The organism is Treponema sp. Marseille-Q4130, from assembly GCF_014334325.1.
Lineage (GTDB): Bacteria > Spirochaetota > Spirochaetia > Treponematales > Treponemataceae > Treponema_D.
In genome coordinates, this window is the sequence record NZ_JACSET010000007.1 from 34,612 (window position 1) to 51,335 (window position 16,724).

Here is a 16,724-nt window from a genome sequence, read left to right on the forward strand (position 1 = left end):
CATCTCCCATCAATACGCGCATATGGATAAAAGCGGCTGCAATATGCCGTACGGCGTTTTTTATTTCATAAAATTTTCAAAACGAAAATCGCCACGAAAGCGTCAACGCCGTCGAAGGAACAATCACATTATTCAATATCGCAGTGATATCCGGGGTCATGTCCCATCTGATATTTACAAAGGGCGCTTCGAGTTCGAAACCGAATTCCGGCTGAAACGTTATCCCCTGCACCGTCGTACTGTCGTCGACCCTCGTCTTATCGTACACCAAATGCATGAGCGCATCGGCATATAATACGCTTCCGAAGTATTTACCAATATAAACAGTCGAATTATCGAGAAAGTTACCGGCCGACAGATCCCTGCGGCTCAAATCTCCCGAAAAACCCATACGCAGCGTATTCTGCAACACGGTCGTTCTCACGGAAAATATATCAAAATTCAGCCAATCGCGCAACTTGTTTTCGATTGCGCGCCCGATCGTCGATTGAACGGCATAATCCGTCGTCGCGATGAAGATATCGCGCATATTTCCCGAATCGGCGGCGACGATCTGCCCCAAAAGCGTCCGTATTTCCGCTTCCGATTTTGCAGGAATTGACGAAACCTGAGGATTGAAATCGAGCAGCGGCTGATTTTCCGCCGTAAGGATGATACGTATATCGCCTCCGTTCGCATCGCGTTCGCGTACTTCGGCGCGCACCGTAATGCGCGGATTGAAGGCTTCATCCGTATCGCTGAAACGGAGCAGTCCCTGTCTGAGATAAAAATTGCGGTTCAAATACGCGATATCGCCGGAACGTAGATGCATATCGCCCGCTATCGAAAACGAATCGTTCGTCTGATCTACTTTGACGTTGATTGAATCGCCGGGCACGAATACGCATCTGAGCAGCGGATCGAACACGAGGTTGACGTGGGGCCCGAATGTGATATCGACATTCGCCCTCACCGGAATGATATAATTCACATCGCGCTCTTTGAGCAATTCGGGCATACGAAATTTCGCTTTGACGTCTTCAACGTATACTTTCCCCGTCACGTCGAAAATTTTATCCTGCAAGGACAGGCGAAGATCGACGCGCGCCATGCCGTTAAATTCGGCGATATCGATATCCAAATCCGCAGGTGCGGTTTTATTCGGAGGGGTACGGACAGTCGCTTCGAAGCGATCGAAGGCCCAGCGGTCGAAATATATCGCCCCGGCAACATCGATAGCGCTGCCCCGCACGTCCATCGTCACAGGCGGGAGCGTTATTTCATTGTGATCCAGCAACAAAAAAAAGCGTTCTTGCGTGATATGGGACGGGATGGCTTTCGGAAAATTAAAGTCCGGTTTTTCGACGGAAAAGCTGCCGCTGAATTCGGGATCCGATAAAAGCCCGCCTATATGCGCTTCTCCGATCAACACGCCGTTATAGATTGTCACGACATCGTTTGAAATATGAGACATAAGCGAAGCCAAATCGACTGAGACATCGGACACCCGTATATCGAGCTTTTGCGATGCGATCGTTCCGCTGATGCCGGAGCGGAATGACCTGTCGTTCGAAATGCGCAAGTCGAGGACACCCGTATCGGTGATGCTGCCTGAAACACCGAGCGACGCAGACGAAGTGATAAACGCATTTCCTTCGGTGTATAAAAGCGTAAGCGAAAACGGAAACGGTTTTACAAAAAAAGAACCCGAAGCTCCCGGCGACGAAAGTGTCAGCGCAAACGATGAAGGGGCTGCCCCTCTTTTTTGAAATACCGTATCCGAAATTGCGAGCGAAAGCGGCAGTTTGACGCTCCTTTTCATAACGGTCGTCGTTATGTCGGCCGATGCGTTTCCGGTGTACGATGCAAATGAAAAACCGGCGCGGACATTATCGACGAGCAGTCTGCCGTATGAGAGGTGCATCGAATTGACGGAAAGATTTCGATCTTCGAGCGTCGCGCTTCCGTTTGCGGAAAGCAGCACACCCGCAAACATCACATCGGCGTCATCGACGGAAAGGGTCACGTAGGGATTTTCGAATGTTCCCGTCGCGCTCATCGACGCGGTCAGTCGATTGTTTTCGCTTTGTTCGGTCACAAAGCGGTTCAAATCGATATTACCGAATAAAACATCCGCATTGAAATACAAATTCTTTTTTAACATTTCGACGGAAAGCGGCACACGGTCGGGATTGTTTATTTCCGCGCTCGCCGTCACGGCTTCTTTGGAAAGCGGATTTGTCATCGTCATGTCGATATGTGCGGACTCGAATCCGCTGTCACTCATATTGACGGTACATTGAGAGGAGCCTGTGAGCGCGGAAAACGAATCCGTATACGAAACCGAATCGAAAACCGCTCCGTACTTTGTCACCGTGCCCGACAAAAGCACGTGGGGCGAAAAAGAAAATTTTCCGCCGGCGTCTTCCGATTCGAGCCGCGCGATGTGTACGGCAAAACCTTCGTCTTTCGTATACGCAAAGCCCGCTTCCGTAGAAAGCGTAAAGATCGTACCGAAGGCCTGCAGCGGAAAATTTTCCATCGCGAGAGAACCTTCCATACTGCCGTTATCGTAGCGCTGAAACTCGGCGGCAAGGTTGTAATCGCCCGACACGCTGACGACATTGGGCATGATGTTTCCGGTAAAGTGATAAGGAACCGATTTGTGCAGTACATCGAGCGTAAAAAACGAAGCCGACGAATCGGGAGCACGATCGATTTCAGCCGATGCGGAAAAGGTATCTCCCTTGTACACGACATTGAGCTGCGATACTTGCAGAGAAGATTCGTTTCCGTCAAACGACAAAAAGAGCGCTTCGTTTTCTTTTTGCGTATTTACAAAAAGCGCATAGGGCGCGTTGTAGGAAACCGATTTCAAATCCGACGAAACGTAGAGCTCTCCGGTAAAGACATAAGGGGCAAGGCGCGGTGCAAAGGACGACAGCGAAGCGGAATTGCTTTTGGGTAAAAAAAAGGCTCCCGCTTCGGCCGCACTGTCGAGGTAAAAATTGTTGATGTCGATCCCCGCTTGAATATAATTCGTGCGGGTAAGATAACTTCCGTCTATCCGAAGCGAGCCGGGCCTGTCCGCTTCGGCATGCGCATAGTCGGAAAGCTCAAAACTGTAATCGACCGAATTTCCGTTCGGTATCACGCGCGCTTCAAGTGCGGTAAAGTTTTTTTCTCCGAGGTGCACTTCGGGAGCGAAACACACAAAACCCCGATCGAGCGGGTCGAAATACAATTCGGCTGAAAGCACGTTCCCGTCGGGAAGGGCGATACGCTTTGCATCGACGATACCCGAGAGACGCATACCGTCGAAGCGATATAAAAGCGAAGCTTCGGCATCGCAGTTTTCCCCGGAGACGACGAGGTGCGGAATCGAAACTTCGTCTTTTGTGCCGGACACATCGTAACGCACGGAAAGAGAACCTCTCACAATCGTTTCGGGAACGAAAAAGCTGCCGCCGCTTGTATACGAAAGCGATTTTTGTTCGGCATCGTATTCGGCAGACCCCTTTGCCGTAAGTGATACTTCTCCTATGCGGCGCACGAAGTCCGCACGCCGCCGGGACGAAATAAACGATGAAAGTCTAAAACGCTCGGCGGCAAAAGAGGCTTCGCCCTTTTTCGAATCGATGTCGTAGGATGCGCTCATCATAAGCGGAAACGCCGACTGAAAGGTGCGCACGGAAATGACGCGGTCGTCGTAGGATGCGCGGAAGCTCAGTCTGCCGAACGAAAAATCGCCGCCTGTCATATTCGAAAAGCGTGCAACGAGGGAGCTTCCGTTTAAGCCTGAACGGACGGAACTCGAAAGCGTATATTTTCCCGAAACGCGCATACCCTTTGCGCCGTATAAAACCGCATCCGATGAGCCGCGCGCGCTCACGCCGAGCGAACGGGAAGCTTCATTGTACACGGCATCCGCAGAGCGTATCGTAAACGACGCATCCGCATAAGCGCTCCGATATCGAATGCGTACGTTTTTTATTAAAAGCGAAAACGGCAAGTCGACGCTGATGCGCGAAAAGTCCGTCCGTTTAGCGTTCCGCTTTGCGCCTCCCTCTTTTGTAAGCGATGCGATTTTTTCAATGATCGCTCTGTCGGCTGCATCGTCGTAATCGACGGCGACGCCGTCTATCGTCAAACTTTTAAAAGCGCTGTCTATGTCGCCTTGAAGCAATTTCAGCAATCGGTAGCGGAGCGTGATCCGTCTGATCGACACGAGCGCTTTGCCGTCGGCGGCGGAGCTGAGGACTATACCTTTTATATTGAAAACCGTTAGAATGGACGGCGACAGTGACGCATACGAAAAGGTAAGACCTGTCGTATCTTCGAGCATCGTCCGCATCGTTTGTACTCGGTGCGAAATGTTTTCGGTGAGCGCCTTATAGATCGGACGGACGCATGCAAACGACGCGAGGAGTATGATGAGAAAAATCAAAATGTATACACTGCGGATAACCGATTTTTTACTCATGCAGCCGCCGAATCCTCAAAGCGAAATCGCAAACCCCATCATATCAGAATATCGGAAAAAGTGCAGGCGTTTTCTATGATATTGCATAATTTTATCGTATTCGAAGGCATCGACGGATCGGGTACGTCGACACAGCTCGGCATCCTCAAAAAAAAGCTCGGCGATAAAATCTTTGCAACGGCAGAACCGACGGAACTCCCGACGGGGCTTTTTTTGCGCCGTATGCTCAAAGGCGAATTTTCGGTAGACGAGCGGACGGCGGCCTTTCTCTTTGCCGCCGACAGGTGCGAACACATCTACGGAAAGGGCGGCATCACGGAGCACGTGCAAAACGGCAAGATCGCCGTAAGCGACCGCTACATCTTTTCAACGCTCGCCTATCAGTCGGCTTCGTTCGGAGACGACATCCCTCACCTCGTAAACAGCGCCTTTCCGCTTCCCGAAACGCTTTTTTATTTCCGTATCGACCCTTCTCTTTCGTTCGAGCGCGTCGTACATCGCGCAGGGCAAAAAGAGATCTATGAAAAAGCCGATTTCCAAAAAAATACCGCCCGCCGCTACGATGCGGTCATCGAAGCGTTTGCAAAAAAAGAAGCGATGAACATAATCACGCTCGACGCATCGCGTCCCATAGAAGAAACAGCGGAAAAAATATGGAGTTACTTTGAAAATCTGCCGATATTGAAATCGTGAAAAAGTATTTTCCGTATATCGCGCGCATCGTCGCCGTTTCGCTCCTCTTTTCCCTCGGTATGGCTGTGCCCCTAAGCGCGTATATGGTCAAATACAAAGAGGATTTTTATCGCCTCTATCACATCCACTATCAGCAGTATCCCGACGACTGCATCGAAAATATCTATTGGCTTGAAAAAGCGGTGCAAGCGGACTTTTGCAATCCGCTCTACGCCGGCTTAAAAATCGAAACGAAAAAAGAATGGGAAAAATACCGCTACCTCTTTCAAATGCATTTGAATCTCAAACTCATCGAACAGCACTTGAGACTCGGCAGAACCTACGATAAAAAAGCCGCATATTTTTACGATGCTCCGTGGAAAGACGAATACGTGCGCGATTTGGAAAAAGCGCTTTCATGCTATACGGCCGGTCTCCATTATTGGAAAGAAGCCGAGCTGTGGGCGGAAAAAGCGAATGCCGTTTCGTTCGATTTTTTGTTTATCACCGAACGACAGTTTTGGGAAGACGAACGCGAGCGCATAAAAAACGGCAGTCTCGATTACGGAAAAATGCTCGCACGGGAAATCGCGCGCGTACAAAAAGTGCGCGACGCTTTTCTTGCAATGGACACGAAAAGCTATTAAAATATCCTCTTATGGATACTATCGTACGCATCTCCTATCCGCCCGTTCATCCGGGAACGGATGCTACCGGCATCGTCTTTGCAGAAACAGCTCCCGACTTTATCGATCTCTTTAAGCCCGGAGAAAAAACGGGACGCCGACGCTTTTTCGTCACCGATGCAAAGGTCGCAACGCTGCCTCTTTTCGCGCCTTTTATCGCAAGATTCGACGACGGAATTTGCGGAGACGACAGACTTGCCATACTCGGTTCGGGCGAAGGATACAAAACGATCGAAAGCGTCCTTACCATCGTAAAAAATGCGATCGATGCGGAGTTTTCGCGAAAGGATATTTTTGTCGCCGTCGGAGGAGGCGTCATTTCGGATATAACGGCTTTTGCGGCATCTCTTTTTAAGCGGGGCGCATCGTGCGTGTTCGTGCCGACGACGCTGCTTTCGATGGTCGATGCGGCGATCGGAGGAAAAACCGGATGCGATTTTAATAATTATAAAAATATGATCGGCTCGTTTTATCCCGCCGAATCGATATACATTTTCCCGGAATTCGTGCAATCGCTTTCCGAAGACCAATACCGATCGGGACTCGCCGAAGCTTTTAAAACCGCACTCCTGTACGACGCCGAACTCTACGACGTATTTAAAAACGAAAGCGAAAAGATATGTTCGCGCGATAAAGCGACGGTAAACTTTATTATTAAAAAATGCGCCGCGGCAAAGGCTTCCGTCGTCGAGCGGGATTTTACCGAACAAAATATCCGCATGTATTTGAATTACGGGCACACTTTCGGCCACGCCCTCGAATCGCTTGCGGGTTTCGGCAGCGTCACGCACGGAGATGCGGTCGCGTGGGGCATATCGCGCGCCGCCGCTCTCAGCTGCAATATCGGTTTGTGCAGCCGAGCGTATAAAGACGAAGTGCTCTCCGTCCTCGAGCGCTACGGTTGGGAAACGGATCCCGTGCCTTCGATTATAAAAGGAGGTGCTGCGGGAGCGAGACTCCTTTCTATCATGCACAAAGACAAAAAAAATACCGGCGGCGGCATCCGCCTCGTTTTACAAAAAGGTCTGACCGAAACGGTTTCCGAAACCGTAGCCGACGATGACATCTTGAACGTTTTAAAATAATGCGTATGGAACAAAACAATATCGATCATTATTTTGACTGGGCGGCAACCGCACCCTCCGACAAAGATATTTTGGAAGCCTCTCTTGCGGAAACTTTTTCGGCGTGGGGAAATCCTTCGAGCGTGCATTCCGTCGGAAAAGAAGCGAAACGGCTTTTGGAAAAAGCGCGCGCACTATGTGCCGCATCTTTGGGCGTACCGTCCGAAACGATTTACTTTACGTCGGGCGGAACCGAAAGCGACTGCATTCCCCTCCTTTCCGTATTGAACCGTCCGCAAAAAGGCACCGTGCTCGTAAGTTCCATCGAGCATCCGGCAGTCCGCGAACAGGCGGAATCGTTGACAAAATGCGGATGGCGCGTCGTCCGCATTCCCGCAACAACGGGCGGCATCATAACGGAAGAAGCGGTGCTGTCAAAACTCACCGACGATACCGCCCTCGTCTGCGTCATGGCGGTGAACAACGAAACGGGCGCGATTCAGCCGATCAAAGACATAGCCGATGCGCTTGCAAAAGGAAGCGGAAATAAACGAAAAGCGAAACTGCACGTCGACTGCGTTCAGGCTGCGGGAAAAATTCCGCTCGAACTTTCACACTTAAGTGTCGCAAGCGCGGCTTTCAGCGCCCACAAAATCGGCGGCCCGCGCGGGATCGGCATACTCTACCTTGCCGACACGATCGAATCTTTTTTCCGCGGCGGCGGACAGGAAAAAAATATACGAAGCGGAACGGAAAACGTTTTCGGTGCGCTCGCATTTGCGCGCTGCCTCGAACGCTACTGCATTTCGAATACAAACGAAAAAGCGCGCACGCGTTTTGAAACGCAAAAAAAATTAACAAAATCTTTTATGCAAAGCCTTTCCGAAATCGCAGGCTGTACGATTATCCCCGAAGCGCGGCTCGACGCCCGACACGAAGACGAATATTCTCCGTGGATCGTGCAGGCGTCTTTTAAAAACATTCCGGGACAAGTGATGCTCCGCGCTCTCGACGCCGAGGGATTTTGTGTTTCGACCGGAAGCGCGTGTTCTTCGCACAAGGGGCAGCATAAAGGCGGAAGCGCAGTTTTACAGGCGATGAACGTGAGTGCATCCGTCCGCGAGGGTACGGTGCGCTTCAGCTTCGGGCCGCGTACGAGCGAAGACGCGATGAAAGCGCTTGCAGCAAAGGCGGCCGAAATCGCCGCAAAATTCGCATAATCGACTGATACCGGGAGTGCAGCCGATTTTTTTCGTTACACGTAATTTTTTAGAGAATATAGATTCTGTTCTGCCGGCCGCTTTCGGCACACTCAGGAATTACGCATGAAAAATGTATACACAGAAAAGAGACATAGCATAAAATAAAAAAGGCGGAACGCGAGGCAGCGGCAATGCCGCCGAACCGCTCTGACCGATGGCAAGCAAAATTTCGAAGAAATTTTGCGCAGTCCGATTCCGATTACGGTCAGCCGCGGTGAACGGCAGGGCTGCTGCCGGGAGTGCAGCCTATTTTTTACGGTAACGGTTATTTTTTAAGAATATATATTTTCATGCGTAAGCCCTGCGGTACGGTGCCCTGAGGCGCAGTTGCCCAAGCACTCTTTTTATGATACTGTGAAGCGAACAGAGGAACGGATTATGGGTGCACGCGGAGAACTCTTTACAACGCAAGTATATTTGGACAATCGGTCGTATTTTTTTAACGTCAAAGAAAACAGAACCGGCGATATATTTCTTCAAATCGTCGAAAGCAAAAGCCGCGACGGAGCGGATTTCGACCGCCATCAAATTGCGATTTTCGCCGAAGACATGCAGAAGTTTTTACAAGGCATGGATAAATCGCTTTCGTTTATCGACAAAGCGCGCAGAGCCCGCGTCAAAGCCGCCCGCGAAAAAGAAGCAAAGTATGCAAAAAAAGTGTACTACGTAAAAGACGGCGAAAAAGAAGCGAAGCGCGACGACGGCATCAAACGCACGGGCAGAGTTCACATCGTATCGAAGCGGAGCAATGCCGATAAAGCAAGCGATGCTGCACAGACAAGCGGCGAAGAAAATTAAGGGAAGGTTTAAAAGCACCGCTGAAATGGCGCGGCGCTTTTAACTTCGAGTTTTCTTTCGAAAACTCGCGGATCAACATATGCGCTCACGCGCATGAGACGGCTGTCGAAAATCTCTTGTATCGCAATCCTTTCTAAAAGACCTGTACCCCATTGCAAACTCCCCTCGCGTTTTCGAAAATACCGCGAGGGGTACATATCTCCTACTCTTCGGCAAATCCTGCAGCGGCTTTTTCGGCACGGGCGGCTACTTCTTTGCTCTGAATGTCGACAGGAGCCTGTTCGTAGCGCGCGAATTCATAACTGTATTCTCCCCGTCCTCCGGTCATCGAACGAAGTCCCGTACAATAATCGAAGAGTTCCATCTGCGGAACGTCGGCTTCGATGATCTGTCTGCCGCCGGGTGCGGGATTCATGCCGAGCACGCGGCCCCTCCGCTTCGTCAAGTCGCCCATAATGTCTCCGGTGTACGCATCGGGGACGACAACTTTTAAATTGACGATCGGCTCGAGGAGCACAGGGCTCGCTTCCATAAAGCCTTTTTTAAACGCAAACTTCGCCGCAGTTTTAAATGCGATTTCGGACGAATCGACCGGATGATACGAACCGTCGTAGAGCGTCGCCTGTACGCCGACGACGGGATAAGCCGCAAGCGGACCGCGGGCAGTCGATTCGGCGATGCCTTTTTCGACTGCGGGAAAATAATTTTTCGGCACGGAGCCGCCGACGACTTTTTGATCGAACTCGTAGGCTTTCGTAAAATCTCCGGTCGGCGCAAAGCGCATTTTGACGTGTCCGTATTGTCCGTGTCCGCCGGTTTGTTTTTTGTATTTGTGCTCGACGTCGGAATTCTTTTTGATCGTTTCGCGGAACGCAACTTTCGGTTTTTCGATCCGCAAATCGATTTTATATTCGTCTTTCAAAATGTTTTGAATGACATCGAGGTGCATATCGCCCATGCCGTACATGAGCATCTGTCCGTTGACGGAATCGTTGACCGTTTTAAACGTCGGATCTTCCGCAGAAATTTTTGCCATCGCCTGCGCGATTTTATCGACGTCGGCTTTATTGACCGCGTGATAGCGCAGATACGTATACGGCACGGGAAGATCCTGTCTGGGATATTGGATCGGCGTCGCCTTCGTCGAAAGCGTATCGCCCGTCTTTACGTCACCCAGTTTCGCGACGGCTCCCAAATCGCCGGCATGGAGTTCGGAAATCTCAGTCGTCTTATTGCCCTGCATGATGTAGAGCTTTCCGATTTTGAATTCGGATGCAGTGGATACGTTGTAGACGAGATCGTCGGTTTTGAATATACCCGAGCGGATTTTAATAAGACTGTATCTACCGAGGAAGGGATCGACGATCGTTTTAAATACGAACGCCGTTTTCGGCTTAAGCACGTCGAAGTTCGCTTTGAAAATTTCGTTCGTACTCGTATTGATGCCGGACACTTTGCGGCTTTCCGCCGACGGCATATACTTTTCGATATCGTCCATGAGGTTGTACACGCCGTGCACCGCAGTGCCCGAACCCATGCACACCGGTACGATGGAACCGTCCTGTATGGAAAGGCGTACCGCTTCCCGTATTTCAGTTTCGGAAAATTCTTCGCCCGCAAAAAAGCGTTCCATAAAATCTTCCGACGTTTCGGCAACCGCTTCCATCAAAATCGTGTGATAGGCGGCCAAGTGCTCTTTCGAATAATCGGGTATATCCGTCGGTTCGACGACGCCGATCGCTTTGTAGCGAAACGCCTTTTGCTGGATGACGTTGACGTAGCCGGTAAACTTGCCGTCGTCGCGGATCGGCATATTGAAAGGCGCGATCTTTTTACCGTAAACCGCAGTCAAATCTTCGATCACTTTTCTATAGGAAACATCGTCGATATCCATATCGGTTACGAAAAACATGCGCGGCAGATGATATTTTTCGCACAGCTCCCACGCTTTTTCGGTGCCCGCTTCGATGCCCGATTTACCCGACACGACGATGATCGCGCCGTCGGCGACGCTCATCGCTTCATCGACTTCGCCGGCAAAATCGAAATAGCCGGGAGTGTCGAGGATATTGAATTTATAATCGTTCCACTCGACGGGAACGAGAGAGGTTCTGATCGATATGCCGCGCTTCTGCTCTTCTTTCGTAAAATCGCTGACGGTGTTTTTGTCTTCAACGCGGCCGAGCCTCGTCGTCAATTTGCTTAAATAGCACATCGCTTCGACGAGCGTCGTTTTGCCGGCGCCGCCGTGCCCGAGAACGGCAACGTTTCTGATTTTATCGGTTGTGTAGACCTTCATGATGCACTTTCCTCCAAATTTTATAAATATGTATTATTGTACTACGGGATCGGTGAAAACGCAAATATTTTTTTACGGCATTTACGGCACAGGTCGTTATAAAAAGCGCTCGTAAATCGGATACGCAAAGCGGAGTACTTTAACAGTACTTTAACAGGAGCATTTCATTTTGAAGCGCTTTGTGATAGAATGACAGTTATGGAACACAATATGATTCTTTCCGCGTCGGGCTGGCGCAAAGTTTTTGCAAAATCGGGCGACGAACAGGACACGACGAGTGAAATCGGCTCTGAAAATACCGCGCTCGCCGTTATCGCCGCTGGCGTTTTTTTCGATTATATCAGCGCCGCAACGGGACAAAAAAATCCCGTCATCGTATGCGGTACGGACACTCGCCCGACGGGAGGAGCAGTCGCATCGGCGATCGTGCGAACGCTTCTCGCGCGAAAAGCAATCGTGCGCTATCCCGGCGTCGTCGCGGCTCCGGAAATCATGGCGTACGCTCGAAAATTCGACGGCTTTATCTACATCTCCGCAAGCCACAATCCGATCGGTCACAACGGACTCAAAGTCGGCTTGAGCGACGGGGGAGTCGTAAACGCCGAAGAAAATGCGAAAATGGTCAAAGCCTTCGTCGAAAAATGCGCCGATGCCGAAGCGATGCAAAAAGCGGCATCGCTGCTCAATTCGTGCAGTGTGCGCGATGCGGAATGGGTATATGCGGAATCGCCGGGCTGTAAAAAAGATTCGCTTGCCGCATATAAAGCGTTTATCAAAGAAGTCGTCTCCGCTCTTCCCGAAGGCGCCGAACAGGACGCTCTTTTTTCAAACATCAAAAGCGCTGCCGAAAAAGCGCATATCGGTATCGTGTGCGATATGAACGGTTCGGCGCGTACGCTTTCGATCGACAAAGATTTTTTTGCCGAAAACGGTATCGGCTTTTATGCGATAAACGACAAAGCAGGCGCCATCGCTCACGAAATCATCCCCGAACCGGAAAACCTCGTGTGGTGCGCACAAGAGATGGAAAGGCTGCAAGCCGAAGGCAAAAGGGAGGCCGTCTTGGGCTATATGCCCGACTGCGACGGAGATCGGGGCAATATCGTCTATTGGAATGAAAAACAAAAAAAAGCGCTGCCTCTGAAAGCACAGGAAGTGTTTGCGCTTTCAGTCCTCGCCGAACTCGCATACGCCGACAAGCTCTACGCTGCAAAGAGCGGCTATAAGCCCGCCGTTGCGGTCAACTGCTGCACGTCCATGCGCGTCGACGACATCGCAAAGGCATTCGGCGCAAAAGTTTTTCACGGAGAAGTCGGAGAAGCGAACGTCGTCAATACCGCACGAAGTGCTCGTGAAAAGGGCTTTACGGTGCGCATTTGCGGCGAAGGCGGAAACGGAGGAAACATCACGTACCCGTCCGCCGTCCGCGATCCGCTTTCTACGCTGTTCGCAATTATTAAATTATTGACTGCGGACGGTTTGTATAAAGCGTGGTGCGAAAAATCGCATCACACATACAAAGAACGCTTTACGCTCACCGACGTTCTCGAAACGCTTCCCGTCTACACGACAACCGGCGTTTCCGAACCCGGCGCCGTACTCCGCCTCAAAACCTCAGACAACGCGGCGCTCAAAGGAAAGTTTCAGCGTATTTTCGAGCGCGAATGGAAGTCGAAAAAAGCGGAACTCGAAAAAAAATACGGCATCGTCTCATACGAAGCGGTTTTGACGAACGGAACGAAAGAAACTCGGAACGCTTCCGATTTTTCAAAGAGCGGTAAAGGCGGGCTCCGCATCATCTTTTTCGATAAAGATAAAAATCCGAAATCGTTTATGTGGATGCGAGGTTCGGGTACGGAACCGGTTTTCCGCATACTCTGTGACGTAAAAGGAGACGCGCACGACGAAGAGCGGATGCTCATCGAATGGGAAACGAAAATGCTTAAAGAGGCCGACAAAGCGTAAATGCGGGGAAAACACGGTATCGGTATTTTAAATCGGCGGGCGTACGGTGATTTTGCTCCGCGCGAAAAACTTACGCGAAATTGAAGTGCTGCGTAAAACCTGCTATACTTGAACGCGCCGCACAATAATAAAATGAAAAGGAGTGTGATATGGAAAAATCGGAAATCTTAAAACGCGCGAATGCGTACATCGCCGAAGAAAAAGATGAAAACTTTCGGAGCGAAGTCGAGGCGCTCATCGCAAAAGACGATATCAAAGAGCTCGAAGACAGATTTTATCAATCGCTCGAATTCGGCACGGGCGGACTTCGAGGTATAATGGGAGGCGGAACGAACCGCATGAACCCGCTCGTCATAAACCGCGCAACGCAGGGGCTCGCTTCTTACGTAATCAAAGCCTTTCCCGAAAAGGCAAAGGCGGGCACGCTTTCGGCCGTACTCGCCTACGACAGCCGAAAAAACTCCGACGTGTTTGCGGAAGCAGCAGCGTGCATTTTCGCGGCGAACGGTATCAAAGCCTATCTCTTTTCGTCGCTGAGGCCCACGCCCGAACTTTCGTTCGCCGTCCGTACGCTCGGTGCCGACACCGGCGTTATCGTAACGGCTTCCCACAACCCGCGCATCTATAACGGCTACAAAGTGTATTGGAACGATGGCGCGCAAGTGATTCCGCCGCACGACAAGGGTATCATCGGCGAAGTGAACGCCGTCAAAGAAATCAAAACGATGTCGAAAGACGAAGCGATAAAAGTCGGCAAAATCGTCCTCATCGACAAAGAGATGGACGAAAAATTCTGGGACATGTGCAAAGCGCAGCTTTTCCGGTCGGATCTCATCAAAGCGCATGCGAAAGACGTCAAAATCGTCTACACTCCGCTTCACGGAACGGGCGGTATGCACGTCGAAAAAGTGCTCGGCGATTTGGGACTCGAAGTGATCACCGTTCCCGAACAGCGAGACCCCGACGGGAATTTTCCGACGGTCGAAAAACCGAATCCCGAAGAAGCGCCTGCAATGAAACTCGCGATAGCGCTCGGCGAAAAGGAAAAAGCCGACTGCATTATGGCGACGGATCCCGATGCCGATCGCTTCGGCTCGGCTTTCCCGGACAAAGACGGAAAATTCGTTTTGATAACGGGCAATCAAATGGGCGCGCTTTTTCTCGAATATATTTTGCTTTCACGGAAAGAGCTCGGCAAAATGCCTGAAAAACCCGCTGCCGTCAGAACGATCGTCACCTCACCGTTTATCGACTACATCTGCAAAAAATACGGCGTCAAAGTTTTCGAATGTTTAACCGGTTTCAAATGGATCGCAGCGATCGAAGCCGAGATGGAAAAAGACAACTCGGCAAGCTACGTGTTCGGATTCGAAGAGAGCTACGGCTATAAAATCGAAAAAGAAGTGTTCGACAAAGACGGCATTTCCGCCTCGGCGATGTGCGCGGAGATGACGCTCTATTGGAGAAACAAGGGCAAAAGCCTCCTCGAACACCTCGACGACATGTATAAAGAATACGGTTACTTCGAAGACAAAACGATCGAACAGTATTTCCCGGGTCCTACGGGCGGAGATGCGATGCGCGGCATCATGACGAAGCTCAGAAACGAAGGGTTGAAGACGCTCGGCGGAAAACGCGTTAAAGAAATTCGCGACATCGAACGGAGCGTTTCGTTCGATCCGGCAAATCCGGCGACGACAAAACCGCTCGATCTTCCAAAAAGCAATGTGCTGCAGTTTTTCCTCGACGACGGAACGATCGTAAGCGCGCGGCCGTCGGGTACGGAGCCGAAAATCAAATTCTACATAAACTGCACGGTTCCCGTCGCCGGCAACAACGATGCGGGTCTTGTACAAGCGAAAAAAGAAGCCGCTCTCCTCCGCGATGCGATCGCTTCGGAAATAAAATCCACGCTCGATGCGGCTGCCCAATAAAATTTTCCGCGATTACAAAAAACTGCTCCGCCTCGTAAACGGCGGGGCGGTTTTTGCGGCGATCGATACCGAAACGACGGGTCTTACTCCCGACACTTGCCGCATCATCGAAATCGGCGCCGTGCTCTTCGATAAAACGGGCGTACTCGACACTTTCGCCTCTCTCGTAAATCCGGGAATCGCTCTGCCCTCTTTTACGAAAGAGCTTACACACATCACCGACGATATGCTTTCCTTCTCTCCGCCTGCATCTTCGGTGCTTCCGGCTTTTATCGAATTTATAGGAAGCGCTATCCTCGTAGCACACAACGCGCCTTTCGATTTGCTTTTTATCAATAAAGAATTGGAACGGAGCGGTATGCCTTCCATGTCGAACAAAGCGATCGATACGCTGAATTTGAGCCGATGGGCGTACCCTTCGGCAAAACATCATTCGCTGCAATACCTCGCAGCCGCTATGGGGATCGATGCGGAAAACGCACACCGCGCATCGGACGATGCGAAAACCTGCCGCAAAATATTTTTACGCTGCTTAAAAGACACAGAATCGGTGCAAAAAAAATAAATCGGATTTAAAAATTATATACAACGATCATTCACCGCGATTTTCGATGCGCATCGGCAAAGCCTGCGGCAATCGATACAGTCGGCGGAAACTTTCAACCGCGCGGCGCTTTTGCGGGGTCGATCGGCATACCGTTTTGGAAAACCATAAAGGTCAAACTCGGACTTCCCGCCGCATTTTTTCCGGCAGTGCCGACCGTGTCTCCGCACACGACGTAGTCGCCTTTTTTTACGTGTACCGAACCGAGCCACGAATACGCGTAGATCAATCCCGTCTTCGATTCGACAAACACGATATTTCCGTAGCCGCGGTACATTCCCGTGTACATGACGGTTCCCGCGCGGATCGATTTTACCGGTTCGTCTTTTTCAGCCGAAAGTTCGACGCCCGATACTTTACCCTTCGTGTAGACGACCGTCGGATGCTTTACCGGCCATAAAAGCGAAGAGTCTCCCGTTCCGGCAGGACTCTGAGATGAAGAGGAAGGCTTACCCGATGAAGGATTGTTCGGAATATTTTTTGCAACAGCTGCGGATTTTGCGGGCACTTTTATGTGCTGCCCTACTTTGATCACGGCATCGTTTGCCATATTGTTTATCGAAAGCAGATCGTATAATTTTATATCGTATCTCCGCGCGATCGAATAGAGTGTATCGCCTTTTTGAACGGTATAGGTTTCCGCATTTTTTGCGATTTCGGAAACGGGGACGCCCGGTTTCGTTTCCGGTACGGCACTCAATGCCGCCGCATTCGTTATATCGGCCGACGGAATTGTCAATTTTTGCCCCGCTTGAAGCACATCGTTTTCCGAAAGATTGTTTGCCGTTCGAAGCTCTGCAACCGTAAGCTCGTAGCGGCGGCTTATCGAATAGAGCGTGTCGCCTTTTTTGACGATATACGTAGTGTCCGCAAAAACGGACGAGGAAAGTGCGATGATGAGGGCGGCATACAATACGAACGAGGACGATTTTTTTCCGTTGACTTTCATACCGTTATAATATCGGCAAAAAAAGCGAA

11 protein-coding genes are annotated in these 16,724 nt (G+C 50.6%); 8 read left to right on the forward strand and 3 right to left on the reverse strand.

Going from position 1 to position 16,724, the window contains the following annotated elements; translation table 11 throughout:
- Positions 1 to 76 precede the first annotated feature (76 nt).
- Entirely contained in the window at positions 77 to 4,462 is a 4,386-nt protein-coding gene (locus H9I36_RS08560) for a translocation/assembly module TamB domain-containing protein (RefSeq protein ID WP_187384938.1), read from the reverse strand.
- Positions 4,463 to 4,537: 75 nt separating this feature from the next.
- Between H9I36_RS08560 and tmk the strand changes: the two genes are divergently transcribed.
- The 5 genes from tmk to H9I36_RS08585 all read left to right on the forward strand — a co-directional run bounded on the left by tmk (position 4,538) and on the right by H9I36_RS08585 (position 8,944).
- Complete coding sequence (gene tmk / locus H9I36_RS08565; protein WP_187384939.1) at positions 4,538 to 5,155, forward strand: dTMP kinase; 618 nt, start codon at positions 4,538 to 4,540, stop codon at positions 5,153 to 5,155.
- Positions 5,152 to 5,781 carry a hypothetical protein gene (locus H9I36_RS08570; RefSeq protein ID WP_187384940.1) on the forward strand — a complete coding sequence of 210 codons (630 nt, stop codon included), beginning with the start codon at positions 5,152 to 5,154 and terminating at the stop codon, positions 5,779 to 5,781. The genes tmk and H9I36_RS08570 overlap by 4 nt, the downstream gene beginning before the upstream one ends.
- Before the next feature lie 11 nt (positions 5,782 to 5,792).
- Positions 5,793 to 6,905: a 3-dehydroquinate synthase gene (locus H9I36_RS08575; RefSeq protein ID WP_187384941.1), complete on the forward strand. Its 1,113-nt coding sequence runs from the start codon at positions 5,793 to 5,795 to the stop codon at positions 6,903 to 6,905.
- Positions 6,906 to 6,910: 5 nt separating this feature from the next.
- Positions 6,911 to 8,104 (forward strand): cysteine desulfurase family protein, encoded by a 1,194-nt coding sequence (locus H9I36_RS08580; protein WP_187384942.1) that lies wholly within the window; start codon positions 6,911 to 6,913, stop codon positions 8,102 to 8,104.
- Between the two features lie 420 nt (positions 8,105 to 8,524).
- Complete coding sequence (locus H9I36_RS08585) at positions 8,525 to 8,944, forward strand: DUF3276 family protein (protein ID WP_187384943.1); 420 nt, start codon at positions 8,525 to 8,527, stop codon at positions 8,942 to 8,944.
- 202 nt (positions 8,945 to 9,146) lie between these two features.
- Here the strand turns inward: H9I36_RS08585 and H9I36_RS08590 are convergent, their stop codons facing one another.
- Positions 9,147 to 11,243, reverse strand: a complete 2,097-nt coding sequence (locus tag H9I36_RS08590) for an elongation factor G (protein WP_187384944.1) — start codon at positions 11,241 to 11,243, stop codon at positions 9,147 to 9,149.
- Between the two features lie 198 nt (positions 11,244 to 11,441).
- On the opposite strand from H9I36_RS08590, the gene H9I36_RS08595 reads away from it, so the two are divergent.
- From H9I36_RS08595 to H9I36_RS08605, 3 genes are all read left to right on the forward strand, one after another.
- On the forward strand, positions 11,442 to 13,208 hold the full coding sequence (locus H9I36_RS08595; protein ID WP_255422716.1) for a phosphohexomutase domain-containing protein: 1,767 nt from the start codon (positions 11,442 to 11,444) through the stop codon (positions 13,206 to 13,208).
- Positions 13,209 to 13,357: 149 nt separating this feature from the next.
- Complete coding sequence (locus H9I36_RS08600; RefSeq protein WP_187384946.1) at positions 13,358 to 15,142, forward strand: phospho-sugar mutase; 1,785 nt, start codon at positions 13,358 to 13,360, stop codon at positions 15,140 to 15,142.
- Positions 15,126 to 15,707, forward strand: a complete 582-nt coding sequence (locus H9I36_RS08605; protein WP_187384947.1) for a 3'-5' exonuclease — start codon at positions 15,126 to 15,128, stop codon at positions 15,705 to 15,707. Before H9I36_RS08600 ends, H9I36_RS08605 begins: the two co-directional genes overlap by 17 nt.
- 94 nt (positions 15,708 to 15,801) lie before the next feature.
- On the opposite strand, the gene H9I36_RS08610 is transcribed toward H9I36_RS08605, so the two are convergent.
- Positions 15,802 to 16,695, reverse strand: a complete 894-nt coding sequence (locus H9I36_RS08610) for a M23 family metallopeptidase (RefSeq protein WP_187384948.1) — start codon at positions 16,693 to 16,695, stop codon at positions 15,802 to 15,804.
- Positions 16,696 to 16,724 lie beyond the last annotated feature (29 nt).

Bases quoted from the DNA above. Each gene is read 5' to 3' on its own strand.
- H9I36_RS08590 (WP_187384944.1), bottom strand. From the start codon at position 11,243: ATGAAGGTCTACACAACCGATAAAATCAGAAACGTTGCCGTTCTCGGG.
- tmk (WP_187384939.1), top strand. From the start codon at position 4,538: ATGATATTGCATAATTTTATCGTATTCGAAGGCATCGACGGATCGGGT.
- H9I36_RS08610 (WP_187384948.1), bottom strand. From the start codon at position 16,695: ATGAAAGTCAACGGAAAAAAATCGTCCTCGTTCGTATTGTATGCCGCC.
- H9I36_RS08560 (WP_187384938.1), bottom strand. From the start codon at position 4,462: ATGAGTAAAAAATCGGTTATCCGCAGTGTATACATTTTGATTTTTCTC.
- H9I36_RS08595 (WP_255422716.1), top strand. From the start codon at position 11,442: ATGGAACACAATATGATTCTTTCCGCGTCGGGCTGGCGCAAAGTTTTT.
- H9I36_RS08580 (WP_187384942.1), top strand. From the start codon at position 6,911: ATGGAACAAAACAATATCGATCATTATTTTGACTGGGCGGCAACCGCA.
- H9I36_RS08575 (WP_187384941.1), top strand. From the start codon at position 5,793: ATGGATACTATCGTACGCATCTCCTATCCGCCCGTTCATCCGGGAACG.
- H9I36_RS08605 (WP_187384947.1), top strand. From the start codon at position 15,126: ATGCGGCTGCCCAATAAAATTTTCCGCGATTACAAAAAACTGCTCCGC.
- H9I36_RS08600 (WP_187384946.1), top strand. From the start codon at position 13,358: ATGGAAAAATCGGAAATCTTAAAACGCGCGAATGCGTACATCGCCGAA.
- H9I36_RS08585 (WP_187384943.1), top strand. From the start codon at position 8,525: ATGGGTGCACGCGGAGAACTCTTTACAACGCAAGTATATTTGGACAAT.